Here is a 22,509-nt window from a genome sequence, read left to right as displayed (position 1 = left end):
CGGTTTTTTGGTCTTGCCGGTGAAGCGGTCGGTGAACTGACTGCCATTGTCGGTGAGCACTTTCTCGATCTTCATCGGCGCGGCCCGCGTGAGCCTGCGCAGGAAATCCGTGCTGCTGGTCTCGCTCTGATTGGCGTAAATGCGCAGGTACACCCAGCGCGTGGCGCGGTCGATGGCTACGAACAGGTAGCGCCGCGCCGACTCGTCGGCCATCTGCGGCAGATACTTGATGTCGGCATGGATGAAGCCGGGCGAGTAGTCCTTGAAGGTCTTGCGCACCACCGGCGCATCCTTGTCCTCAACCGGGCGCTGATTCAGACCGTGGCGCTTAAGGCAGCGCGCCAGCCCCGAGCGCGAGGCCCTGGGATGGAGGAATTCGCGCACGACCACCAGCAGGTCGTCCAGTGGCAGCCACAGCGTACGACGAATCTCCATTGCAACCGCTTCCTGGGCCGGGGACAGCGTGCAGTGCAGCGTGTGCGGGCGGTGCGAACGGTCTTGTGTCGAGTCGCGTTCACGCCACTTGCGCGCCGTGGGCGCAGTCACGCCGTAGCGGCGCGCCAACGCGGCGTGACTGAGCGTCGAATCCTCGGCTTTCAGCTCAGCGCGGGTGCGTGGCGTGGTGCGGGCCAGCGGGTGTAAGGTCAAGGGCATCGGCGGCCTTCCAGGGTCTGACGGAGAGTCTTCAGTGCATCACGAGCCGCGCTCAGGCGCCAGATGCGTTGTTCGATAGGATCACTCGGGACCCGACACTTATGGACCCGATGAACGGGGCACCATCCATCCGAATGCCATTCCCCTAAACACTTCGCGCGCGCGCGCGTATGTCGCGTCCATAAATTCGCTTGATAGCATCTGTCCGCACCCTTTTCTAGCGTCAGGAAATTCTTATGCCAAGTCTACAAATGTCTACAGTAGACGGCGCAACGCACGCATTGGTGCCAGCCTGCTTTGAGGTGTTCTCTATGTTTGGCGTAATAGTGCAGCAATCCCCACGCAACCAACGGAACCGAATACCAGGGCTAGGGCAACCCTTCCCCAGTCGGTAGCGTCAGTGGGCATCCCCATGAGGTCTTTGGCATGCGTATTCAATCCGAAATATAGTGACAGTGCGAGACTCGCTAGTGAGCCGCCAAGGATAAGCGTTGTACGAACTGACTTTTTCATGACTAGCGACGCCTCCCCGTGCGAATTTCGGAGGCGATTCGCTCGATCTCTGCATTTGCAGCTTTCCAATCGGCATTGGCCGCTTCCCACTCGGCTAGATCGCTGGCTGTAGTTGCCCCGTTGCCTTGAGGGGTGGAATGCCCTGCGAGCGTAAAGAATGCAGCTTGCCGACGCTCGAAGGCGCGGCGTTCGTTGTCGATGGCGGCATGTTCCTCGGCTCGCTGATCCATCACCACACCTTCTTGATTCGTGTTGGGTTTAAAAGTCTAAACCACCCTACTCACCGCTCCATTGCCAGCCAACGGAATCGCTCATAAGGGCTTCACCTTCCGCTTGCCAGGACGCTTGGCTGATCCTTTCTGCAGTCCCGTCAGCTTGCTGTACAGCGCGAACAGGAACGCCACACGGGCACGGTCATCCTTTTTGCTGCGAAAGCCGTAGGCTGCATCCACAGCTTTGTCCAGCGCGGCATGCGCTTCCTGCAAGTCTCGCGGCATGCTGTCCGGGTCGTACATCTCGGCCAGCGTAGCGCCAGGATGCGCATTACGTGCGCTCAGTACAGCCTGTGCCGCACTTGCAACCGTTCGATGTTTTTTTTCCGGCACATCTTGCGGCCATGGGAAATTGTTGTAGACGATGTGGACGGAATAACGATATCGACTTTCCAGCCGTCCAGCGACAGTTCGCATCCAAGCGTTATGCATCGAGCTAGACAGAACACCGAAATGATAAGTGGTCGCATGCGGCACTATGCGCAATAGATTGCTAGCTAGCGTTTCGGGAACAATATAACCGATGGGGATAAATTCACGTCGCTCCGAGGAAACCTCCGGAATGACTAGATAATCCGCCTTTGGCATGAACTCGACATGGAACCTGCGCGGCGTCTGTGCAAGCTTCTGAGTGGGCGCACTCTTGCTAGCCTTGCGGAACTGGCGAACGGAAGCTATCCGCTCCATGGCCAGCGGGAGCTTCTTCAGTGCGGACGGTTCCGCGTCACCCAGCCAAAGGCACCATCGCTCATAACCGTTCAAGAATTCATCGGCCCCCAACCAGCGCCGGAAGTAGGGTTTCGCACCCGGTTCACGCTTCAAGAATTCCGCCATTTCTTCCGGCGTGAAAAGATAGTTCCCGCCGTCAATCGGCTTGTTTCCTATGCCCATACCGGGCACTTCGCAAAGTGGCTTCCCCCGCCTTTCCATCACCACGTCCGGCGCATCCGTAAGGTAGGGATTGATGTTCTTAGCCGGTATAGCGATTGGCTCGCCCTTGATTCCTTCGTTATAAAGGTAGAGCGTCCGCTTGGCTGGCTTTCGCAAACCGAAACCCACGATGACGCAGTGCACGGCAGCGACGCCCTTGCCTTCGTTGCTCCACTGGAAGGTGCGATGCGCGAAACGGATCGTGATGCCATGGCCCAACAACCAGGACCACAGTACGCCCGCCTGTTCGCCTTGCGTGATGCTGTTGGTGGCTACAAAAGCCACGTCAATCTTTGGGTTTTGCGAGATGTAGGCAGCGGCTTTCACGTACCAGGCCGCCACATAGTCCAGCAGGCCGCCGCTCTTCAGCGAATCGAATATCTTGGCCACATCCGCGCGCTGTTCGTCGCTCATGTACTTGGCCCCCACGAAAGGTGGATTGCCCAGCACATAACTGCACTTTTCGGGTGGCAGAACGTCCTTCCAGTCCTTCTGCAGGGCATTCGCGCAGGGTATTGTGGGCGCCGTCACCAACGGCACTGTTGCGCGCGTGGTGCCGAAGAGTTCTGCCGCTTCCTGGTTCATCTGGTGATCGGTGATCCACAAGGCTACGCGAGCGATGTGGGCGGCGGCTTCGTCTATTTCGATCCCGTAGAATTGGTGCACATTGACACGGCACAGAGTGTCCACGTCCAGCACCCCGCGCTCTTCGCCCCATATCTCGGCGATCAGTTTCATCTCGAGACGTCGAAGCTCTCGGTATGCAATCACCAGGAAGTTTCCACAGCCGCAAGCCGGATCGAGAAACGTCAGGGTCGGCAGCCTTTCGTACAGGGCACGCAGACTTGCTCTCGTGCGGTTGGAGGCATGTAGCTCCGCGCGCAGATCATTCAGGAACAGGGGATTGATGACGCGTAGAATGTTGCGCTCGCTAGTGAAGTGCGCGCCAAGCTCGCGCCGAGTGGCCTGCCGCTTGCTGGCCTCCGGATGCTGTTGTTCCAGCACGCCTTGGAACATGGCCCCGAAGATCGCAGGGGAAATGCCGCTCCAGTCCAGTTCCGAACTTTCCAACAGCAGCGTGCGCAACTCGGTGTTGAAGGACGGTATTCGGGTTCGTTCCTCGAACAAGCTTCCGTTGATGTACTCGAATGCAGCAAGGTCTTCGTCCAGGCTGGACTGTCGTTTGTCATGCGGCGTGTTCAACACTTGGAACAGTTCCGCCAGCATGGCACCAAGGTCTTTGCCATCCTCACGGCTGCGTCGAACCAGGCGCGTAAACTGGTTGTTATCGCCGAAAATGCCGGTGTCATCGGCAAAGAAGCAGAACTAAAGGCGCGTCATGAACACTTCCAGATCGTGCCCTATGAAACGCACGTCCAGAAGCGCCTGGTGCAACCGGGACACCTGATACGCAGCCTTGCGGTCGATCTTGGATTCTTCCACGATCTCGCCCGCATCATCATCGAACAGGAACGTGAACCAACCGGCACGCTTGGGTAAGTCCTTCAACTTGCATTCGTGCGTGGCGTCCGTGCGCAGATCGGTCAGACGGAATCGCGCGAAGTCGGAGGTGATGATGTAGCGAGGGCGCTCTGCCTCACTCAAGGCCATGAAGTATTCGCTAGCTTGCGCAAAGGCAGCATTCAGATCTTTACCTCGGCTCTTGTGTTCGACGATCAAGGTGCCGGGAATGAAGCTGTCGATGAAACCCCGTCCGCCGCCTAGCTTCGACACAGCCTTTTCGTAGATCGTTGCCGATTCCGGTCGGATGCCGAAACACTCATAGAAGCGTGCCCAGAACAACTTTGCGTCGGCATTCTCGCGCTCGGCATGCTGCCATATCTTCGCGAAGACAGTCAGGCGTCGACGGATTTCATTCCTCGTCAGTGCGGCCATGCGTTTGGGTGCCTTGGGCTGAATTGTCGATCATGCGTGATGGCCCGCATGTCCATTCGGCGCCATGCCCAGCGGCGGAACGGGACCACGTAAAGGGTGCATCCGTCCAGATCAAATCTGAGAATGCGGCCATTTCGATTGTTCCAACCCGGCGCACGCTGCGCAGCGGCCAAGGCTGCAAGCACTACCTCTGGAAGCGATGATGTTTGACTCATGGTCATCCTCAAGCTGCCGTCCCTTGCCTGGTAGATTCTTAGAGGGGCCTGACTATCGGGGCAGTAGATTGCAGCACTTTAGAGCTTATGGACCCGATGAACGGGGCACCATGGTCACGTATTTACTAACACTGGCCCGACCATCGGGGCAAGCCTTCCCGACTATCGGGGCGGGCTTTGTGTTTTTCAGCCGTCAGCATCCATTAGTGGCCGCTTCCATTTGCCCGATGCGACTGCGGTTGGCTGCACGTCCAGCTTACCCTTACACGGTTCAATTGCCAGCCAAGTGTAGGCATACAGGCTTGGGCCGTGCAGCCCACCTTGGCGCGTCAACTCAATCATGCCATGTTCAATCAGTTCATCTCGCGCATTTTTCAAAGTCTGCTTCGAATTCCAGCCACGTTCTTTCATCCATGACCACGGCATTGCCAAGTCCCCATTGTTGAAGCCGTTGAAGCGTGCGCCAAGGTCCAGAATCAGCGCTTTGGCCTTTGTGGTCAGCTTTCGATAGTTCGGGCTGTTCAACACATCGGTCGGAACCATCAAAAACTTGCCTGAAAGACTGCGCCCCATTGACTTTGCTTTTGTGCGCGCCATGGTTTATTCCCCTTCCCCGCCTTCAAGGCGAGGGTGAGCTAAGAGGCAAGTCATCCTTGTAAGTAGTCGGTCAACAGCTTCCAGTTGGTAGGCGGCTTCTATGCCTTGCTGTTCGTGTTCATCTGATGTCCATGCAATGCGTTCTAGGGCGGCCTGCGCGCGCCATACACACGCAAGCGGCTCTAGACGGTCAATGCATAGGGGTTGATCATTTTTCCCCGCTCTCTCAGCATGGCGCGCGCTCATGAAGTGCCATCCTTAGGGGTAGATAACGGGGTGGTGATGTGTTCGCTCTGGCCTGCCTGTACGGCGCGGCGGGAAGCCTTGGCGGCGACATGCGCGCGCATAGTCCGCACGGCTTCCCCTTGATCCATGCCCGGAAAGCCCTCAGGCAGCTCGTCGGGATCTCGCGCCTTGATCCAGTCCGGGGCAGATCGCGCGTCTTGTACGGGCCGGAATCTCCACATCAGGCAATCGGTACAAGGGCAAGCGGCCACCTGTTCCCGCCAGGTTCCTAACGCTTGCGTGTCATGGATGCATTCGCGGCAATAGGCGGCGATGGCATGCCCTCGTGTCTTTGGCGCGCTCATGCTTCACCTGCCTTGCCTTCGATAAAGGCAGCCAGGTCTGCACGGTGATAGCGGACCACGCGTTTCCCCAATTTTCGCCAGCGGGGGCCGTCACCACGCCAGCGCCAGTTGCGCAGGGTTTGAACGGATACGGATAAGATCGCGGCGGTCTTACGTTCGTCTATAAGGTCGCCGGGGGACAGCGGCGTCGGATCATGCGGCGCTAGAGGATTACTTGTGGTCATCGCTAAACACTCGGGTTAGCTGCGGGTGTTGCAGCGACTCCCGAGTATGAGCATATGTACGTACGCTTCCAGTAGGTCAGGTTTAGAAAACTGGCCCCGGACTTTTGTGGAACCGACCCTACCTGTCCACCTACGGGTAGGGTGGGTTATTCGCTGGGGGTCTTTGCTGCCCCTCCTTGAGGTTGCCAATTAGCAACAGTGGCGACGCGCTTCCGCGCGTTAGCTCCTAGATCAGCATTCTTTTCAAGCCATGCTAACAGCGCCTGTTTCGGTGATTTGCCTCGCAGTGCTGTTAGGTTTCCATGCACAGCCTTGAACGCCTCGATAGCAGCTCGAAGTTCGGCGGGATATGTCTTTATGGCCGGCGTCCTGACTTGTACTGACTCTGAACTTTGCCACGGGTGTGGGATGTTCCGCGCATCGCACCATGCTGCCAGGTCAGTCACTTTCACCGTTGTCATAGCGTGCAAAGGGATATGCGGGTTCATGGTATGGCCGCCGATAGGTTCAGGGTGGCCATTCTCATCCCAAGCCCAAGCCGCAAAAATCGGCAAATTACCGATAAGAGCTGATTGTTTCAAAGTTTGCAGCATCGCATCTGTATCTGAAGACAACACGCGGTTGTAAGTATGCCTTCGCGGTTTGGTAGCAGTGAGCAAATATGCGGCGTCAAGCAGTTCTATAGCTTCGGCATGCTCCCATCCAGCCCATGCCAGCACCCTATCCCATGCAGTGGATAGGTCAAAGTCGGTGGTGTCCTTAGCCATTAGCACACCTTTCGCTGCGCCCTTTCAAAATAGTCACCACGGCAGCGGGTGAAAGGTGGACCCGAGTTCGGCCCGTCGGCCTAGCCGTGGCGATTCGTTTATGCCTTGCGCTTAATTGGCACTACTTTACCCGGACTCAGCCGCAAGCTGTCCAGATAGTCGGCCCATGCCTGCATCATCTTGCGACGTTCGGGCAGGTGTTCGGCGTAGTTATAGGCGGCACGCACGGCGTCGCGTTCTGCATGGGCTAGCTGGCGCTCGATGGCATCGCGGTGCCAGCCCTGCTCGTTCAGCAGCGTGCTGGCCATGCTGCGGAAGCCGTGGCCGGTCATGGTGTCGCGGTCGAAGCCCATGCGGCGCAAGGCGGCGTTCACGGTGTTTTCGCTCATGGGGCGCGCGCGTGTACGCAGGCCGGGGAAAAGGTAGCGCCCGGAGCCTGTCAGCGGTGCCAGATCGCGCAGGATAGCTACGGCCTGCCCCGCCAGCGGGACAATGTGCGGCGCGTTCATTTTCATGCGTTCGGCGGGAATCCGCCATTCGGCCTTGTCCAGGTCAAATTCGGACCACTCGGCTTGCCTTAGTTCGCCCGGACGCACGAAAGCCAGCGGGGCAAGCTGCAAGGCGGCACGGGTCACATTCGAGCCTTGATAGCCGTCGATGGCGCGCAACAGTTCCCCGACGCGGTCGGGGTCGGTGATGCTGGCATGGTGTTTCGTGCGGGTCGGCGGGATAGCTCCGCGCAGGGCGGGTGTCGGGTCAATACTGGCGCGGCCTGTAGCGACCGCGTAGCGGAACACCTGCCCGCAATGCTGGTGCACACGGTGTGCGGTGTCGCGCGCGCCTCTCGCGTCTACACGGCGCAGGATACCCAGCACATCCGGTGCGGTCAGGTTGGCAATGGGTTTGCGACCGATCCACGGGAACACGTCCTTTTCTAGCCGGGTCATGATCCGGTCTGCATGGTCAGCGGACCAGTTCGGCGCGTGCTTGGCGTGCCACTCGCGCGCAATAGCCTCGAAGGTATCCGCCTCAGCCTCGGCCTTGGCTTTGCGCTGGTCGCCGGGATCGATGCCATCGGTCAACAGCGCGCGCGCTTCCTCGCGCCTTACGCGAGCCTTTTTTAGCGACACATCGGGATAGGTGCCCAAGGAAAGCGTGTTGCGCTTTGCAATGACCGGGCGGCGGTAGTCAAAGCGCCACCAGCGCGCGCCGTCCGGTTTCACCAGCAAATACATGCCCCGTCCGTCCGTCAGCTTGTATGCCTTGGCTTTGGGCTTGGCGTTGCGTACTGCGGAAGGGGTCAACATGACGGTAACTAGACCTGCGAGGCAGCTGTTACCGTCAAAGCTACCGCCAAACTTACGGTAACTCAAGGGTAGCCCTAGATGACTTGCGGGAGATGCAGGCAACAAAAAACCGCGCCGTAGCGCGGTTTAAGGGGTCTTCCGGGATGTGCTTGGAAACCATTATGGAGGCCAGGGTCGGAATCGAACCGGCGTACACGGCTTTGCAGGCCGCTGCATGACCACTCTGCCACCTGGCCGGTGACGTACCGCGCGAAGCTTAGCCTCGTGCGTCGGAAAAAACAAAACCTCGGCGAGCCGAGGTTTTGCAGGAAAATCTGGAGCGGGAAACGAGACTCGAACTCGCGACCCCGACCTTGGCAAGGTCGTGCTCTACCAACTGAGCTATTCCCGCCCGGGAGCCGCGTATCTTACGGTTTCGCGAGATCCTGTCAAGACTTGAAATCCTTTTTTTACCTGCTCGACGCCCCACGATCACGGCGTCTCGGGCATATTCTGGTTGTCTCGAAGTACCGGCCAGGCAGCGCGCAGATAGACCAGCCCGGACCAGATCGTAAGGCCGGCAGCCAGAACCAGCAGGCTCTCGCCGACATACCACTTGCGCAAGGCCTGCGCATCCTTGTCGTGTTCCAGCAGCAGCACCACGATGGCGATGATCTGCATCACCGTCTTGACCTTGCCCAGCATGGCCACGCGGACACGCGAACGCAGACCCAGTTCGGCCATCCATTCGCGCAATGCCGAAATCCCGATCTCGCGACCGACAATGATTGCGCCTGTAACCGCCAGCAACGCAGTGGGATGGCTTTGCACCAGCAGGAACAGTGTCACCGTGACCATGAGCTTGTCGGCCACCGGGTCAAGGAAGGCGCCGAAGGCCGATGTCTGGTTCCAGCGTCGCGCCAGATATCCGTCGAACCAGTCCGTGATTGCCGCCGCAAGGAAGATCACGGCAGCGCCGACATTGGCGAAGCGCAGCGGGATCATGGGAATCATTGCATGCGAGTAGTACACCGCAACCATGACCGGAAGCAGCAGGATACGAAACAGGGTCAGCCAGGTGGGTAGATTCAGTCGCATCGATTCTTCACCCTTGTATGGTCCATCATTGGAAAGTCCTCCACTATAGGCGCGTGATCTCAGCCATGCAGAGCCGTGTAGATGCGCTCGGCCAGGTCGCGGTTGATGCCGGCCACCTGCATCAACTCCTCCACGCCCGCGCCTTCCACCCCTGCAAGGCCGCCAAACGCTCGCAGGAGGGTCGAGCGGCGTCGCGGACCGATGCCCGGGACATCCTCGAGCACGCTGCGCTGCCTGGCTTTCTGGCGTCGCTTGCGGTGACCGCTGATGGCGAAGCGATGAGCCTCGTCCCGAACCGAGTCAATCAGGTGCAAGGCAGGCGACGCCGGTCCCGGATGCAGGGTGCGTCCAGTGTCGGCCAGTATCAGGTTTTCGTCTCCGGATCGTCGAGCCGGTCCCTTCGAAACGCCGATCACACGGATATCAGCCAGGCCGAGTCCGGAAAGCACGTCCAGCGCCTGAGCGACTTGTCCACTGCCTCCGTCAATCAACAGCAAGTCGGGACGCGCACCCTCGCCTTCGGCCAGCTTTCGAAACCGTCGCGACAACGCCTGATGCATGGCGGCATAGTCGTCGCCCGGCGTGATGCCGGCAATGTTGAAACGGCGGTAATGCGACTTCTCCGGACCCTCCGGACCAAACACCACGCACGAGGCCACGGTGGATTCGCCACCGGTATGGCTGATGTCAAAGCACTCGATGCGACGTGGTGGATCATCCAGCTCAAGCAGCTTCGCCAGGTCCTCGAAACGGGACCCGAGGGTCTGTCGACTGGCCAGGCGCGAAGTCAGCGCTGCGCTGGCGTTGCGCATGGCCAGATCAAGAAAACGTGCACGTTCTCCGCGCACCGAGGTCTTGACTGCCACGCTGTGCTCGCTGCGCTGCATCAGGGCCTCGGCAAGAGCCTTGCGAGCTTCGACATCCGCGCTGAGCACCAACTCGCCCGGCACCGGACGGTCCACGTAATACTGTGCGATGAATTGTTCGAGAACATCGGGCTCGCTGGCATCCAGTGGCAGCCGGGGAAAGAAATCGCGAGAGCCCAGCGACAGTCCGTTGCGGAAGAACAGCACGCTGACACAGGCCACGCCCCCCTCGATGCGACAGGCGATCACGTCCATATCGGCGCTTGCACCCTGTACGTGATGCTGGGCCTGCAACTGCCGTAGCACGGACACCTGATCACGCAACGCAGCCGCCTGTTCGTAGTTCAGTGCCTCGCTGGCCTGCTCCATTGCCGTGCTCAGTTCCTCGATGACAACGCTGCTGCGACCTTCCAGAAACATCTGGGCATGACGCACATCGCGTGCATAGTCATCGCGTTCGATGTATTCGACACAGGGCGCGCTGCAGCGGCCAATCTGGTACTGCAGGCACGGACGTGAACGATTGCGGAAATAGCTGTCCTCGCACTGCCGCACCTTGAACAGCTTCTGCATCAAGTTGAGGCTTTCACGCACGGCCCATGCGCTGGGAAAGGGACCGAAGTAACGTCCCGGCGCACTGCGCGCACCACGATGAAAGGCCAGACGCGGATATACATCGGTGTTGGACAGATAGATGAAGGGATAGCTCTTGTCGTCACGCAGGAGGATGTTGTAGCGGGGCTTGAGTTCCTTGATCAGCTGCGATTCGAGCAGCAGTGCCTCGGCCTCGGTGCGCGTGACAGTGACTTCGGCACGCGCGATCTGCGAGACCATCGAGGCGATGCGCGGTTCCATTCGCGGTTTGAGGAAATAACTGCCCACACGCTTGCGCAGATGTGCCGCCTTGCCTACGTACAGCAACTCGTCCGTTGCGTCGTAGTAACGGTAGACGCCGGGCGACGTCGTCAGGGTGCGCACAAAGGCCTTGCCATCGAATGCTGGACTGGAATCAGGTTGCATGGACACGTTGCGAACCGGTCTCAGCCGTCCTGGATGTGATCGATCAGACCGTCCACGCCACGCCGTGCAAGGGCAAGTACCGCGCGGAAGTCCTCCCTGCCACCGTAGTACGGATCCGGCACCTCTTCACCCTGGCCTACACCGGAGAACTCCAGGAACAGGCCCAAACGGTCGTGAAACGAATCGGGGCAGCGTGCGCGCATTTCCTCGAGATTGTTCTGATCCATGGCCAGCAACCAGCGCCACTGCCGGAAATCCAATTCCGCAAGTTGCCGTGCGCGGTGTCTGGACAGGTTGTAGCCTTCGGCCGCACCCGCTGCAATCGAGCGTGGATCAGCCTTCTGCCCCGCATGCCAGCCACCGGTACCGCAGGAGTCCACGGGTACGTCGAGTCCGGCCCGCGCGAATTCCTCGCGGGCCACAGCCTCCACCAGCGGTGACCGACAAATGTTTCCGAGGCAGACAAAAAGGATGCCCTCGCCTTCACTCATGGATGCATCTCCTTGTACCGTGCCTGGGCGCGCTCCAGATCCTCGTGTGTGTCGATGCCCGGGGGAAACACCTCGGGCGAAAGAGCCGCGATGATGGCATAACCGTGCTCGAGCGCGCGCAGTTGCTCGAGCGCCTCGGTGCGTTCCAGCGGCGTCGGCTCAAGTGAGCTGTACAGGCGCAGGAAGCCCGCGCGGTAGGCATAGATACCGATGTGCCGAAGAAAAGGCACCCGGCCAGGCAATTGTTCACGATCCTCCACGAAGGCATCGCGTGCCCAAGGTACAGGCGCGCGGGTGAAATACAGCGCGTGACCTCGTCTATCGCGCACCAGCTTTACGCAATTTGGATCAAACAGCTGGCAGGCCTGATGCAATGGAGTCGCCAAGGTCGCCATTTGGGCGTCGTTCTCGGCCAATGCATCGACCACCGTACGAATGCCTGCTACGGGAGCGAACGGTTCATCACCCTGCAGATTGACCACGATAGTATCGTCATGCCATCCCAATTCGGCGGCACAGGCCGCAATGCGATCACTGCCCGATGCCAGCGCCGGATCGGTCATGCACACCGTGACATCCAGTCCGGTCAATGCCTCGGCAATGCGCGCGTCGTCGGTGGCCACGACCACCTGGTCTGCGCCAGCACAGAGGGCGCGCCCGACCACGTGCACGATCAGTGGCTTGTCGCCCAACAGGCGCAGCGGCTTGCCCGGCAAGCGGCTGGACCCGTAACGGGCCGGTATCGCGACGATGAACGGCGGAGTCGAGAAAGGCATGCAAGGCACCAAGTGTAGCGTCACAGCTTATCGAATATGTGGGGCACCCGGGCAACAAACCAAAGGCACCAGCCGCTACGATGGACACGGCCTGTTTGTTGCAGCGGTGTCCCATGACCTTTTCGCGTTATCCCGTCGCCCGCACCACACTCGCGCTTGTCATGGCCCTTGCCTGGGGGCGGGCCGGCCTTGCCCATGCCCCGGCACCCGTGCAGGACGAAGCCTCCATGCATGTATTTGTCGACAGGCTGCTGGCCCGTATGACGATCGAGGAAAAGATCGCGCAACTGACCATCCTGGGAGCCGATCACGGCGACCTCGACCGCCTGGCGCGCAGTGGCCTGCTGGGTGGGACCAATGGTGTGCTGCCCGGGACCGATGTGCTGGCCTACACCCGTCATATCCAACAGCTTGCCATGCAGTCCCGATTGAAAATACCGGTGTGGTTCATGGGTGACGTCAACCATGGGTTCCGGACCATTTTTCCGGTGCCGCTGGCACTTGCGGCGACCTGGGACACGACGCTGGTCAAGCAGGTGCAACGCGCCGCCGCACGCGAGGCCACCGCAGCCGGCGTTGACTGGACCTTCAGCCCGATGGTGGACATTACGCGCGACCCGCGATGGGGTCGCGTGGTTGAAGGTGCCGGAGAAGATCCCTTCCTCGGTGCCGCCATGGCCCGCGCGCAAGTCGCCGGTTTCCAGGGCCGCGGGCTATCTGCACCGGACACCATGCTGGCTACAGCCAAGCATTTCGTGGGCTACGGCGCCGCCCAAGCCGGTCGTGACTACAACGGCGCGCAAATCCCCCTGCCGTTGCTTCGTCAGGTCTACCTGCCTCCCTTTCATGCCGCCGTGGATGCCGGAGTGGGTGCGCTGATGCCCTCCCTGACCACGCTCAACGGCATTCCGGTTACAGCCAGCCATCGTTTGCTCACCGACCTGCTGCGTCGCCGGTGGGGGTATCAAGGGCTGATCGTGTCCGACTATGATGCGGTGCCCGAGCTGCAGGTCCACGGCGTCGCCACAAGCCCGGCGGATGCCGCGCGCCAAGCACTGCAAGCGGGTGTCGACATCGACTTGCACAGCGGGACCTACCAAGCCCAACTCCCAGCGCTGGTCCGCAACGGCACGCTACCGATGAAACGCCTGGATGCCGCTGTTCGTCGGGTGCTCGAGGCCAAGTACCGCCTCGGTCTCTTCCAGGACCCCTTCCGTTACGGGAATGCCCGCAGGATGAAGGCGGTCACGCGTTCCCGGGGCATGCTGCGCCTGGCACGGCATGCTGCGGCCGAGTCCATGGTGTTGCTCGAAAACCACGGGCACACTCTGCCCTTGTCGCGCAGCACCAGGATCGCGGTAATCGGTCCTCTGGCGACCAATCGCGTGACCATGCTCGGGCAGATGCCCGCCCTGGGCCGGCCCCAGGATGTGGTCACCCTGCTGCAGGGCATTCGTGACGCAGTGGATCCCAAGACCCGCGTGAGTTTTACCCGTGGTGTGAAAGTCACCGGCGGCGATGTGTCCGGGATCCCGGACGCCGTGCGTGCTGCGCGTGCCGCCGATGTCTCCGTGCTGGTGCTCGGTGAGGACAAGGCGTTGTTTGGTGAAGGCCAGAGCCGCTCGCGGCTGGGCCTTCCTGGACATCAACTGGCGCTGGCGCGCGCTATTGTCGCCACGGGCAAGCCTGTCGTGGTGGTGCTGGTCAACGGCCGACCCCTGGCCCTGCCCTGGCTGCACGATCACGCCAGCGCGATCCTCGAAGCATGGGTGCCTGGCGACGAAGCCGGACATGCCGTCGCCGATGTACTGTTCGGCGCAATCGATCCCTCGGGCAAGCTACCGATGACTTTCCCGCGCGATGTCGGACAGGTGCCCATCTTCTACGCACATATGCGCACCGGTCGGCCACGCGACGCAAGTACAGCCATCGCGTTGCATTACACCACCCATTACGTGGATGTGCCCAACACCCCGCTGTACCCATTCGGCTATGGACTCAGCTACACCTCGTTTGCCTTTGGTCCATTGCGCCTGAGCCGTGATCACCTGGTCGCGGGGGGCGCATTGCGTATCCGGGTGCGCGTACGCAACACCGGCAAGCGACAAGGGGCCGAGGTGGTGCAGCTTTACGTGCATGATCGCGTCGCCAGTCGCAGTCCCCCGGTGCGCCTGCTCAAGGGCTTCAGGCGGGTCGAGCTTGCTCCTGGCGAGACGAAGACGGTCGAATTCGTCCTGCGTCCTGCGGACCTTGCCTTCGTGCGCGGCGACGGGACCTGGGGCACCGAGCCGGGGCGTTACGAGATCTACGTCGGCGGCGACTCGAGGGCCACGGATACCGCGCATTTCACGCTGGATCCGGACCCCTTGCACGAACCGCATTGAGCTGTCGGATCAATCGTCGCGGGAAAGCTTCAATCCCAGCCCATTGACCAGGTCCGCAAATCCCGGGAACGAGGTATCCACGGCGGCGCAGTCGAGAATGTGCACTGGTGCGCTGGCCCGGCTTGCGGCCACCGCGAAACTCATGGCAATACGATGATCTGCGCGGCTGTCAATGGTGGCTCCGGACCATCCTCCGGGGCGTCCCGTGATATCTGCACCATCCGGCGTTTCGTGCACTTCGACGCCCATCGCGCGCAGTCCTCCGGCCATCGCCGCGATGCGGTCCGACTCCTTCACGCGCAGTTCGGCCGCGCCGCGTACCCGGGTCGTGCCCTCGGCCGCAGCAGCGGCAATGAACAGCGCCGGAAATTCATCAATCATGTCGCTGACGTGGCATTCCGGCACGTCCACTCCACGCAGTGGCGCATGGCGTATACCCAGGTCGGCGATCGGCTCGCCGGCCATTTGGCGCCGGTGCTCGATGCGGATGTCCGCCCCCATCAGCGTCAGCACTTCGATCAGACCCGTGCGCCGCGGGTTCAGACCCACCCCGCGCAGCACCAGATCGGATCCGGGCACGATGCAGGCTGCAAGGACCAGGAACGATGCCGAAGAGAAGTCTCCGGGCACCTCGATCTCGCAGGCCTGCAGGTGACCGCCTGGCGCCAGTTCCACCTGGCCCGGTGCATAACGTACCGGCCATCCGAAAGCTTCGAGCATGCGTTCGGTGTAGTCGCGTGTCGGGTGTACTTCACGCACCACAGTGGTGCCTTTGGCGTACAGCCCGGCCAGCAGCACGGCAGATTTCACCTGCGCGCTGGCCATCGGCGGAGCATAGTCGACAGCATGCAATGAATGGCCGCCATGCAGATGCAGCGGTGGCAGGGCGCCGGGCGCGGTTTCGATGCGGGCGCCCATGCTCCGGAGCGGGTCGCACACCCGTCCCATGGGACGCCGGCTCAGCGAGGCATCCCCGATCAGGGTGCTGTCGAAAGCCTGACCAGCCAGCAATCCTGCCAGCAGGCGCATGCCGGTACCGGCGTTGCCGCAATCCAGGGGCGCCGGACTCCCGCGCAATCCGTGCATGCCCACGCCATGCACGATCCGCTCGCCGGGAGCCGGTGCGTCGATGCGCACACCCAACCGTTGCATGATCGATGCCGTTGCGCGCGTATCCTCGCCCTCGAGGAAGCCATGCACATGCGAGATCCCTTCCGCGATCCCAGCCAGCATGACTGCGCGATGCGACACGGACTTGTCTCCGGGGACACCGGATTCGCCATGTACCGGCCCGGCTGCGCGTGCAGTCCAGTCCAGACGGGCGCTCATGCCAGGGCCTCAAGCAGTCGCTGATTCTCGTCAGCGGTGCCGATACTGATGCGCAAGGTTCCGGGCAAGCCATAGCCGCCCATCGGTCGCACCACTACCCCTCGCTCGATGAGGTGGTGTTCGATGGGATCAGCAAGTGTTTCCAGGGTCATGAGCAGAAAATTGGTCTGTGAGGGCAAGGTTCGATATCCGCGTCGGGCCAGCTCGCCAGCCAGGGCATCACGCGCTACGGCATTGCGGGACATGGAGATGTCCAGATGCTGCGTATCCGATAGCGCTGCAGTTGCAGCCGTCATGGCCACATGGTTGAGATTGAATGATTCCCGCAACCGTTCCAGGACCGAAGTCACCGAAGGGTGTGCCAGCAGATAACCCGCACGCAGACCAGCGAGAGCGTAGGCCTTGGAAAACGTCCGGGTGACAACGAGATTGGGGAATTCGGCATGCATCGTCCAGGCCGAAGCGAGGTCCGGTGCCTGCATGTATTCGCCATAGGCCTCGTCGACCACCACCAGGGTGTCCAACGGTACCCGGCGGAGAAACGCGCGCAGCGAGTCGTGCGAAAACCAGGTTCCCGTGGGATTGTTGGGATTGGCCAGGTAGACCAGGCGTACCCCGTCATGCAGGGCATCAGCCATGGCTTCCAGATCATGACCTAGTGGTGCCTGGCGATCGTCCGCAGACAAGGCTGGTACGCACAGTGGCTTCGCACCCGATGCCGCAGTGGCCAGTGCAAACACGGCAAAACCGTACTGTGAACGCATCACCGTGGCATGCGGACCGGCAAAGCACTGAGCCAGCAGCATCAACAGTTCATGCGATCCATTTCCGAATGCCAGACATGCCGCAGACACCGCGAATTTTTCGGCAAGCGCCTCGCGCAGCATGCCCGCGCGGGGATCGGGGTAGCGATGCATTTCGCCGATGGCGCGCTGCGCAGCCTCCATTGCCTGCGGACTGGGGCCGAGCGGGTTCTCATTGGAACCCAGTTCGGCCAGAACCGCTGCAAACCTCTTGCGCAGTGCGGGAAGATCGTGCCCGGGGTCGTATGCGCGCAGCGTGCGCAGGCTGGGCTGCGCCAGGCGCTCCGCGTCGAAGCTCACGGCACCGCGACCGGGTACGAGCCGAGAATCCTGATTTCCCAGGCAAACGGTGACATCTCCTTGAGCGCTGCGCGCACCGCGTCCGATTCGACGTGGCCACTGATGTCGATGAAGAAGGCGTATTGCCAGGTTCCACCATGGGCCGGGCGCGATTCGATGCGATTCATGGTTACATCGTGTGCCGCCAATGGACCGAGCAGATGGGCAAGCGCTCCCGGCTCGTCCTTGATGAACACCAGTATCGAGGTGCGGTCATTGCCGGAGGATGGGAACAACTCACGACCCAAAACCAGAAAACGGGTGGTGTTGTCGGGACGATCCTCGATCGGACCGGCCACCGGTTTCAGCCCGTAGACCAGGCCGGCAGCTTCGCCGGCAATGGCCGCGGCGTCATCCGCGTTGCGCGCACGCCGGGCCGCCTCGGCATTGCTGGAAACCGCGACACGCTCGGTATTCGGCAGGTTCTGGCGCATCCAGTTCTTGCACTGGGCCAGGGATTGAGGATGCGAGTACACGCGCTCGATGTCTTCCATGCGACCGCTACGCGAGTGCAGGTACTGGTGTACGCGCAACTCGACCTCACCGCAGATCTTCAGCCCGGAAGTCAGGAACATGTCCAGGGTGACCTGGATCGTGCCCTGCCCCGAGTTCTCCACCGGGACCACGCCGAAATCCGCATTGCCTGCCTCGACCTCCTGGAACACCTCCTCGATGCTGGCCAGGGGAAGTCCATGCGAGGAATGCCCGAAATGCTTGTGCGCGGCCTGCTCGCTGAAGGTGCCCTGCGGACCCAGATAGCCGATCCTGAGCGGCTGCTGCTGTGCCAGACAGGCCGACATGATCTCGCGGAACAACCGCACCATCTCCTCATTCGACAATGGGCCATCGTTGCGATCGACCACGCGCCGCAACACCTGCGCCTCGCGCTCCGGACGGTAGTACTCGACTGCCGCTTTCAGCGGCCCCTTGGCCTTGCCTACCTGCTGGGCCCACTGGGCGCGTTCGGCAATCAGGCTCTGGATATTGCGGTCGATGGCATCGATCCGTTCACGTGCCTCGACCAGTGTGAATTTCGGTTTTTTCGGGGAAGACGTGCTCATGGGGAGGCCTCAGCCGTGTCGTTGCGCGAAGTCGTGCATGAAACCGATCAGGGCCCGGACACCCTCCATCGGAATTGCGTTGTAGATCGAGGCGCGCATGCCGCCAAGGGCGCGATGTCCTTTCAGCGCCAGCAGGCCAGCCTGCGCGGACTCGGCCAGGAACAGTGTGTCCAGTGCCTGGTCATGCAAACGGAACGGCACGTTCATCCGCGAACGCGCCGCAACATCGATGCGGTTGCTGTAGAACCCGTCCGTGTCATCAATGGCTGCATACAGCGCTCGCGCCTTGGCTGCATTGCGATCTCCCATGGCCTGGAGACCACCCTGCGCGAGGATCCACTTGAAGGTCAGGCCCGCCAGATACCAGCCCCAGGTGTTGGGCGTGTTGAACATGGAATCGTGTTCGGCATGGCACTGGTAGCGGAAAATATCGGCCATGGGGCGACCGGAACGTTGCAGCAGGTCCTCACGAACGATCATCAGCACCAGCCCGGATGGACCGATGTTTTTCTGCGCACCGGCGTAGATCAATCCGAAGCGGGATACATCAATCGGGCGTGAAAGGATGTCCGAGGACATGTCCACAACCAGCGGCACATCGCCCGCGTCCGGGACATCGTGAAACTCGGTGCCATGGATGGTTTCGTTGGAGGTGTAATGGAGGTAGCTGGCATTCGGGTCGACCTCGAAATGCTTCGGGATCGAACGGAAACCATGCTCCTCGCTGCTTGCGGCAATGCGCACCTTCACGTACGGCGTGGCCTCACGCACGGCCTTTTGGCCCCAATGGCCGGTCACCACATAGTCGGCAGTATCGCCGGGGCCAGCGAGGTTCATCGGGATCTGCGCAAAATGTTGTGTCGCGCCACCCTGCAGAAACAGCACCCTGTAGTGGTCGGGGATATCCATCAGGGCACGCAGGTCGCGTTCGGCCTCGCCCGCCAGAGCCATGAAGTCGGCACCCCGGTGTGATAACTCCATGACCGAGGCCCCGGTACCTTGCCAGTCCAGAAGCTCGGCCTGGGCCTGCAGCAGGACTTCCGGTGCGAGCGCAGCCGGACCGGCGCTGAAATTCCAGGGGCGGGAAATCGATGTCATGGTACGTGGTTCGCCTGGCAGAAAAAATGCGACCCTCGGCCGCCCTGCATCGATTATGGCTTGCCGTGCACACACTGCAAGCCCGCCGGTACGAACAGCCCTGCTAGAGGTGTACGAAAAGCAGTGTTGCAATCAGCAGGGCCAGGACTGCGGCAGTGACAATAAGCCACCATACCTCGCGTCGCGGACCGGCGCTGTCCTCGGGCAAATTGCGGTCGAGTGGGTCCTCGGCAACGGGGCTGTCCGCTGCGTCGCAGGCATCGAGGATGAAACGGTGTGGTCCGATGTTGATCTGGTCCCCGTCATGCAGCCTTCCCTCACGCGTCGGTATGCCGTTCAGGCTGACCATGAACGTCTCCGGGAGATTCTGGACCTGCAGGTGCATGCCGTCGTCCCGCCGGATGATGGAAAGGCTGGCTTTGGGAGCGTGGCCGAGGCCAAGCGGCCAAGCCTGCGAGGGTCCGATTTCCAGCCGCTCATGGATGGCCTGCGCCCGTCCTGAAAGCGGTCCCGCGACGGCTCGCATGCTGGCACTGTCAATGGTTTGCGGGGTGTCGTCGGTATCCGGCTTGATCAGCCGCAGGACAACATCCCCGATCCCGAGGCTGTCGCCTGCACGAACCAGGGCCCTCTCGCGGACCGGGCGCGCATTGACGTAGACACGACCTGCTCCTTCGATCACCAGCAGCACCAGGCCCCGTTCGTCGTGCAACAGTCGAAGGTGGTGTTCGGCCACTCCGGGACCGGAGATGGTCAAATCGTTGTCCGCCGCGCTACCGATGCGCAACTCGCGACTGTTCCAGTCGCGGGCCGGCAGTTCGGCATGGGCGAATTCGATACGCATGACGGGACATCCGTGTTGTGTTCAGGGGGCATTTCGAAACGACGCTCGTAACTCCCGGGCGACTCTAGCAGAATGTGCCCAAGATACCGCGCACGCAGATGATCTGGAGAGTGTCCTTCCCATGGCAACAATAGATATCCATCGCAGCCACTCCCTCGATATCGAGCAGTCAAGATCGGTCGTGGACAAAGTGGCCCGACGCATGGTGGAGAAATTCGGCGTGAACACGCATTGGGACGCAGACACGCTGCAGTTTCGTCACGCCGGCATTCAGGGCCACATCTGCGTCGGTGCCCATGAGCTGCATGTGCATGCAAAACTCGGTCTCATGCTGTCGCCACTCAAGGCCCGGATCGAGGACGAGATCCGGGGCAAGCTGGACCAATACCTGGGTGCTCGCGCAAGCGAGTAAGTGTTTCCCGACACAAACGCCTTTGATCGAGCGGCCTCGCGTGGCAAAATGGAAGACTTACGAGGCCGTTCCGGCCCCCCGACTGATGGATTTATGGCCAAAGACGACGTCATCGAAATGGAAGGCAAGGTCCTTGAGACGCTGCCCAACACCATGTTCCGCGTGGAGCTCGAAAACGGCCACGTGATCACTGCCCATATCTCCGGCCGCATGCGCAAGCACTACATCCGCATCCTGACCGGCGACAAGGTCCGCGTCGAAATGACGCCGTACGACCTGACCAAGGGTCGAATCACCTACCGCATGAAGTAAGCCGGCGGCAACCGGCGCCGGGGTTTCGCTGAGCGGGTCGGTCCGTCCGGGTTGTTCCGGGGCCCTGATCCTCGTTCTGACTGCGCATGGCGGCGTGAGGTTGCAGGTCGACCTATATAAAAGCGGCGGACCGAAGTCCGCCGCTTTTTTTGGTCCTGCTGATGTGACGTCAATCCACGGTGATCGGCAATTTCTGGCCGGCCTCGGTCTCGACGGTCAACTCGCCATCGGCGACATCCAGCTTCACCTTGCCACCTTCTTCAGCCAGCTTGCCAAACAACAGTTCATCGGCCAATGCGCGCTTGATGTGCTCCTGGATGACCCGCGCCATCGGACGCGCACCCATCTGCGGGTCAAATCCGCGCTCGGCGAGCCAACGTCGGGCCGCATCGCTCACGTCCACGCTGACATGCTTTTCATTGAGCTGGGTTTCAAGCTCAATCAAGAACTTGTCGACAACTCGAAGAATATGCTCGAAGTCCAGGGCCCTGAACTGGATGATCGCGTCCAGACGGTTGCGGAACTCCGGCGTGAAGGTGCGGCGGATGGTCTCCATGGCATCCGTCTGGTGATCCTGCTCGACAAACCCGATGGTCCGTCGCGAGGCCAACTGGGCGCCCGCGTTGGTGGTCATCACCACGATCACGTTCTTGAAGTTGGCCTCACGCCCGTTGGTATCGGTCAGCACGCCGCGATCCATGATCTGCAGCAGGATGTTGAATACGTCCGGATGTGCCTTCTCGATCTCGTCCAGCAGCAGGACGCAGTGCGGATGCTTGGTCACGCCTTCGGTCAGCAGGCCTCCCTGGTCGAAACCGACATAACCCGGAGGTGCACCGACCAGTCGCGAGACCGAGTGCGCCTCCATGTATTCGGACATGTCGAAGCGGATCATCTCGATGCCCAGTTGCATGGCCAGTTGCCGGGTGACCTCGGTCTTGCCGACACCGGTCGGGCCGGCCAGCAGGAAACTGCCGATGGGCTTCTTGGGGTCGGCCAGACCCGAACGCGCCATCTTGATCGAAGCCGCCAGGGCCTCGATGGCAGGGTCCTGCCCGAACACCACCATCTTCAGGTTGCGCTCCAGACTCTTGAGCACGTCGCGGTCCGAAGCCGAGACCTGCTTGGTCGGGATTCGGGCCATGCGTGCAACGATGAACTCGATTTCCGGGACGTCGATATTGGTGCTTCGCTCATCCGCCGGGAACAGCCGCTGTCTGGCACCGGCCTCGTCGATCACGTCGATGGCCTTGTCCGGCAGCAACCGGTCGGGGATGTGCTTGACCGAAAGATCGACTGCGGCCTGCAGCGCATCGTTGCTGTACTTCACCGAATGGTGTTCCTCGAAACGAGTCTTGAGACCATGCAGGATCTCCACACTCTCGGACACGCTGGGCTCGACGATATCAATCTTCTGGAACCGCCGGGCCAGTGCACGGTCCTTTTCGAAGATGCCGCGAAACTCCTGGAAGGTGGTCGAGCCGATGCAGCGCAATTCTCCGGATGCCAGCATGGGCTTGATCAGGTTGGAGGCATCCATGGTGCCGCCCGAAGCCGACCCTGCCCCGATGATGGTGTGGATTTCGTCGATGAAAAGAATCGCGCCCTTTTCCTTCTTGAGCTGGCCGATCACTGCCTTCAGTCGCTTTTCGAAATCGCCGCGATACTTGGTTCCAGCCACCAGTGCTCCCAGGTCGAGCGCCCAGATGGTGCTTTCGGCCAACACTTCGGG

At 61.0% G+C, this 22,509-nt stretch carries 21 protein-coding genes, 2 tRNA genes and 1 pseudogene; 3 read left to right on the top strand and 21 right to left on the bottom strand.

What is annotated here, in order from left to right:
- The 15 genes and pseudogenes from PF446_RS02890 to kdsB all read right to left on the bottom strand — a co-directional run.
- Nucleotides 1–654 (bottom strand): DDE-type integrase/transposase/recombinase (locus tag PF446_RS02890; RefSeq protein ID WP_298069531.1); only part of this gene is annotated, 654 nt, incomplete at its 3' end.
- 515 nt (nucleotides 655–1,169) lie between these two features.
- A complete protein-coding gene (locus PF446_RS02885) occupies nucleotides 1,170–1,397 on the bottom strand; it encodes a hypothetical protein (protein WP_298069529.1) in 228 nt (75 codons plus the stop codon).
- A gap of 81 nt (nucleotides 1,398–1,478) precedes the next feature.
- Nucleotides 1,479–3,386, bottom strand: a complete 1,908-nt coding sequence (locus PF446_RS02880) for a DNA methyltransferase (RefSeq protein ID WP_343224646.1) — start codon at nucleotides 3,384–3,386, stop codon at nucleotides 1,479–1,481.
- A gap of 117 nt (nucleotides 3,387–3,503) precedes the next feature.
- A pseudogene (locus PF446_RS14380) lies at nucleotides 3,504–3,683 on the bottom strand (type IIL restriction-modification enzyme MmeI); the annotation flags it as partial.
- A 12-nt stretch (nucleotides 3,684–3,695) separates the two neighbouring features.
- Entirely contained in the window at nucleotides 3,696–4,265 is a 570-nt protein-coding gene (locus tag PF446_RS02875) for a type IIL restriction-modification enzyme MmeI (RefSeq protein ID WP_298069518.1), read from the bottom strand.
- A gap of 401 nt (nucleotides 4,266–4,666) precedes the next feature.
- Nucleotides 4,667–5,077 (bottom strand): hypothetical protein, encoded by a 411-nt coding sequence (locus PF446_RS02870; protein ID WP_298069516.1) that lies wholly within the window; start codon nucleotides 5,075–5,077, stop codon nucleotides 4,667–4,669.
- A 586-nt stretch (nucleotides 5,078–5,663) separates the two neighbouring features.
- Nucleotides 5,664–5,891 carry a helix-turn-helix domain-containing protein gene (locus PF446_RS02865; protein ID WP_298069515.1) on the bottom strand — a complete coding sequence of 76 codons (228 nt, stop codon included), beginning with the start codon at nucleotides 5,889–5,891 and terminating at the stop codon, nucleotides 5,664–5,666.
- A 146-nt stretch (nucleotides 5,892–6,037) separates the two neighbouring features.
- Nucleotides 6,038–6,658 (bottom strand): hypothetical protein, encoded by a 621-nt coding sequence (locus tag PF446_RS02860; RefSeq protein ID WP_298069513.1) that lies wholly within the window; start codon nucleotides 6,656–6,658, stop codon nucleotides 6,038–6,040.
- A 98-nt stretch (nucleotides 6,659–6,756) separates the two neighbouring features.
- On the bottom strand, nucleotides 6,757–7,965 hold the full coding sequence (locus PF446_RS02855) for an integrase arm-type DNA-binding domain-containing protein (protein WP_298069511.1): 1,209 nt from the start codon (nucleotides 7,963–7,965) through the stop codon (nucleotides 6,757–6,759).
- Between the two features lie 162 nt (nucleotides 7,966–8,127).
- Nucleotides 8,128–8,201: transfer RNA gene (locus tag PF446_RS02850), tRNA-Cys, on the bottom strand.
- Between the two features lie 79 nt (nucleotides 8,202–8,280).
- Nucleotides 8,281–8,356 (bottom strand) — tRNA-Gly (locus PF446_RS02845).
- 80 nt (nucleotides 8,357–8,436) lie between these two features.
- On the bottom strand, nucleotides 8,437–9,042 hold the full coding sequence (gene pgsA, locus PF446_RS02840; RefSeq protein WP_298069505.1) for a CDP-diacylglycerol--glycerol-3-phosphate 3-phosphatidyltransferase: 606 nt from the start codon (nucleotides 9,040–9,042) through the stop codon (nucleotides 8,437–8,439).
- Nucleotides 9,043–9,101: 59 nt separating this feature from the next.
- Nucleotides 9,102–10,928, bottom strand: a complete 1,827-nt coding sequence (gene uvrC, locus PF446_RS02835) for an excinuclease ABC subunit UvrC (RefSeq protein WP_298069536.1) — start codon at nucleotides 10,926–10,928, stop codon at nucleotides 9,102–9,104.
- A 20-nt stretch (nucleotides 10,929–10,948) separates the two neighbouring features.
- Nucleotides 10,949–11,419: a low molecular weight protein-tyrosine-phosphatase gene (locus PF446_RS02830; RefSeq protein WP_298069502.1), complete on the bottom strand. Its 471-nt coding sequence runs from the start codon at nucleotides 11,417–11,419 to the stop codon at nucleotides 10,949–10,951.
- Entirely contained in the window at nucleotides 11,416–12,195 is a 780-nt protein-coding gene (gene kdsB / locus PF446_RS02825) for a 3-deoxy-manno-octulosonate cytidylyltransferase (protein ID WP_298069500.1), read from the bottom strand. Before kdsB ends, PF446_RS02830 begins: the two co-directional genes overlap by 4 nt.
- 113 nt (nucleotides 12,196–12,308) lie before the next feature.
- Here kdsB and bglX point away from each other — a divergent pair, with 113 nt between their 5' ends.
- Nucleotides 12,309–14,579 (top strand): beta-glucosidase BglX, encoded by a 2,271-nt coding sequence (bglX, locus tag PF446_RS02820; RefSeq protein ID WP_298069498.1) that lies wholly within the window; start codon nucleotides 12,309–12,311, stop codon nucleotides 14,577–14,579.
- Nucleotides 14,580–14,588: 9 nt separating this feature from the next.
- Here bglX and aroA read toward each other — a convergent pair whose 3' ends face one another.
- The 5 genes from aroA to PF446_RS02795 form a co-directional block, all read right to left on the bottom strand.
- Entirely contained in the window at nucleotides 14,589–15,908 is a 1,320-nt protein-coding gene (aroA, locus tag PF446_RS02815) for a 3-phosphoshikimate 1-carboxyvinyltransferase (RefSeq protein WP_298069496.1), read from the bottom strand.
- Nucleotides 15,905–17,011 (bottom strand): histidinol-phosphate transaminase, encoded by a 1,107-nt coding sequence (hisC, locus tag PF446_RS02810; protein WP_298069492.1) that lies wholly within the window; start codon nucleotides 17,009–17,011, stop codon nucleotides 15,905–15,907. The genes aroA and hisC overlap by 4 nt, the downstream gene beginning before the upstream one ends.
- Nucleotides 17,008–18,111, bottom strand: coding sequence for a prephenate dehydratase (gene pheA / locus PF446_RS02805; RefSeq protein ID WP_298069490.1), 1,104 nt, complete (start codon nucleotides 18,109–18,111; stop codon nucleotides 17,008–17,010). The genes hisC and pheA overlap by 4 nt, the downstream gene beginning before the upstream one ends.
- Before the next feature lie 9 nt (nucleotides 18,112–18,120).
- Entirely contained in the window at nucleotides 18,121–19,200 is a 1,080-nt protein-coding gene (serC, locus tag PF446_RS02800; protein WP_298069534.1) for a 3-phosphoserine/phosphohydroxythreonine transaminase, read from the bottom strand.
- Nucleotides 19,201–19,312: 112 nt separating this feature from the next.
- Nucleotides 19,313–20,053 carry an FHA domain-containing protein gene (locus tag PF446_RS02795; RefSeq protein ID WP_298069488.1) on the bottom strand — a complete coding sequence of 247 codons (741 nt, stop codon included), beginning with the start codon at nucleotides 20,051–20,053 and terminating at the stop codon, nucleotides 19,313–19,315.
- Between the two features lie 121 nt (nucleotides 20,054–20,174).
- Here PF446_RS02795 and PF446_RS02790 point away from each other — a divergent pair, with 121 nt between their 5' ends.
- Complete coding sequence (locus PF446_RS02790) at nucleotides 20,175–20,465, top strand: polyhydroxyalkanoic acid system family protein (RefSeq protein WP_298069486.1); 291 nt, start codon at nucleotides 20,175–20,177, stop codon at nucleotides 20,463–20,465.
- A gap of 93 nt (nucleotides 20,466–20,558) precedes the next feature.
- Entirely contained in the window at nucleotides 20,559–20,777 is a 219-nt protein-coding gene (infA, locus tag PF446_RS02785) for a translation initiation factor IF-1 (RefSeq protein ID WP_043101035.1), read from the top strand.
- A gap of 169 nt (nucleotides 20,778–20,946) precedes the next feature.
- Here the strand turns inward: infA and PF446_RS02780 are convergent.
- Nucleotides 20,947–22,509, bottom strand: a 1,563-nt coding sequence (locus PF446_RS02780; protein ID WP_298069479.1) for an AAA family ATPase, incomplete at its 5' end; no start/stop codon positions are given.

Origin of the sequence: Oleiagrimonas sp. (assembly GCF_027858935.1) — a bacterium.
GTDB lineage: Bacteria > Pseudomonadota > Gammaproteobacteria > Xanthomonadales > Rhodanobacteraceae > Oleiagrimonas.
Note: the sequence above shows the minus strand (reverse complement) of the source record. Positions and strands in the feature narration are given on the sequence as shown.

What these genes read in the sequence shown, in the direction of transcription:
- PF446_RS02885 (WP_298069529.1), bottom strand. Translation starts at nt 1,397, where the DNA reads ATGGATCAGCGAGCCGAGGAACATGCCGCCATCGACAACGAACGCCGC.
- PF446_RS02880 (WP_343224646.1), bottom strand. Translation starts at nt 3,386, where the DNA reads ATGTTCCAAGGCGTGCTGGAACAACAGCATCCGGAGGCCAGCAAGCGG.
- PF446_RS02875 (WP_298069518.1), bottom strand. Translation starts at nt 4,265, where the DNA reads ATGGCCGCACTGACGAGGAATGAAATCCGTCGACGCCTGACTGTCTTC.
- PF446_RS02870 (WP_298069516.1), bottom strand. Translation starts at nt 5,077, where the DNA reads ATGGCGCGCACAAAAGCAAAGTCAATGGGGCGCAGTCTTTCAGGCAAG.
- PF446_RS02865 (WP_298069515.1), bottom strand. Translation starts at nt 5,891, where the DNA reads ATGACCACAAGTAATCCTCTAGCGCCGCATGATCCGACGCCGCTGTCC.
- PF446_RS02860 (WP_298069513.1), bottom strand. Translation starts at nt 6,658, where the DNA reads ATGGCTAAGGACACCACCGACTTTGACCTATCCACTGCATGGGATAGG.
- PF446_RS02855 (WP_298069511.1), bottom strand. Translation starts at nt 7,965, where the DNA reads ATGTTGACCCCTTCCGCAGTACGCAACGCCAAGCCCAAAGCCAAGGCA.
- pgsA (WP_298069505.1), bottom strand. Translation starts at nt 9,042, where the DNA reads ATGCGACTGAATCTACCCACCTGGCTGACCCTGTTTCGTATCCTGCTG.
- uvrC (WP_298069536.1), bottom strand. Translation starts at nt 10,928, where the DNA reads ATGCAACCTGATTCCAGTCCAGCATTCGATGGCAAGGCCTTTGTGCGC.
- PF446_RS02830 (WP_298069502.1), bottom strand. Translation starts at nt 11,419, where the DNA reads ATGAGTGAAGGCGAGGGCATCCTTTTTGTCTGCCTCGGAAACATTTGT.
- kdsB (WP_298069500.1), bottom strand. Translation starts at nt 12,195, where the DNA reads ATGCCTTTCTCGACTCCGCCGTTCATCGTCGCGATACCGGCCCGTTAC.
- bglX (WP_298069498.1), top strand. Translation starts at nt 12,309, where the DNA reads ATGACCTTTTCGCGTTATCCCGTCGCCCGCACCACACTCGCGCTTGTC.
- aroA (WP_298069496.1), bottom strand. Translation starts at nt 15,908, where the DNA reads ATGAGCGCCCGTCTGGACTGGACTGCACGCGCAGCCGGGCCGGTACAT.
- pheA (WP_298069490.1), bottom strand. Translation starts at nt 18,111, where the DNA reads ATGAGCACGTCTTCCCCGAAAAAACCGAAATTCACACTGGTCGAGGCA.
- PF446_RS02795 (WP_298069488.1), bottom strand. Translation starts at nt 20,053, where the DNA reads ATGCGTATCGAATTCGCCCATGCCGAACTGCCGGCCCGCGACTGGAAC.
- PF446_RS02790 (WP_298069486.1), top strand. Translation starts at nt 20,175, where the DNA reads ATGGCAACAATAGATATCCATCGCAGCCACTCCCTCGATATCGAGCAG.
- infA (WP_043101035.1), top strand. Translation starts at nt 20,559, where the DNA reads ATGGCCAAAGACGACGTCATCGAAATGGAAGGCAAGGTCCTTGAGACG.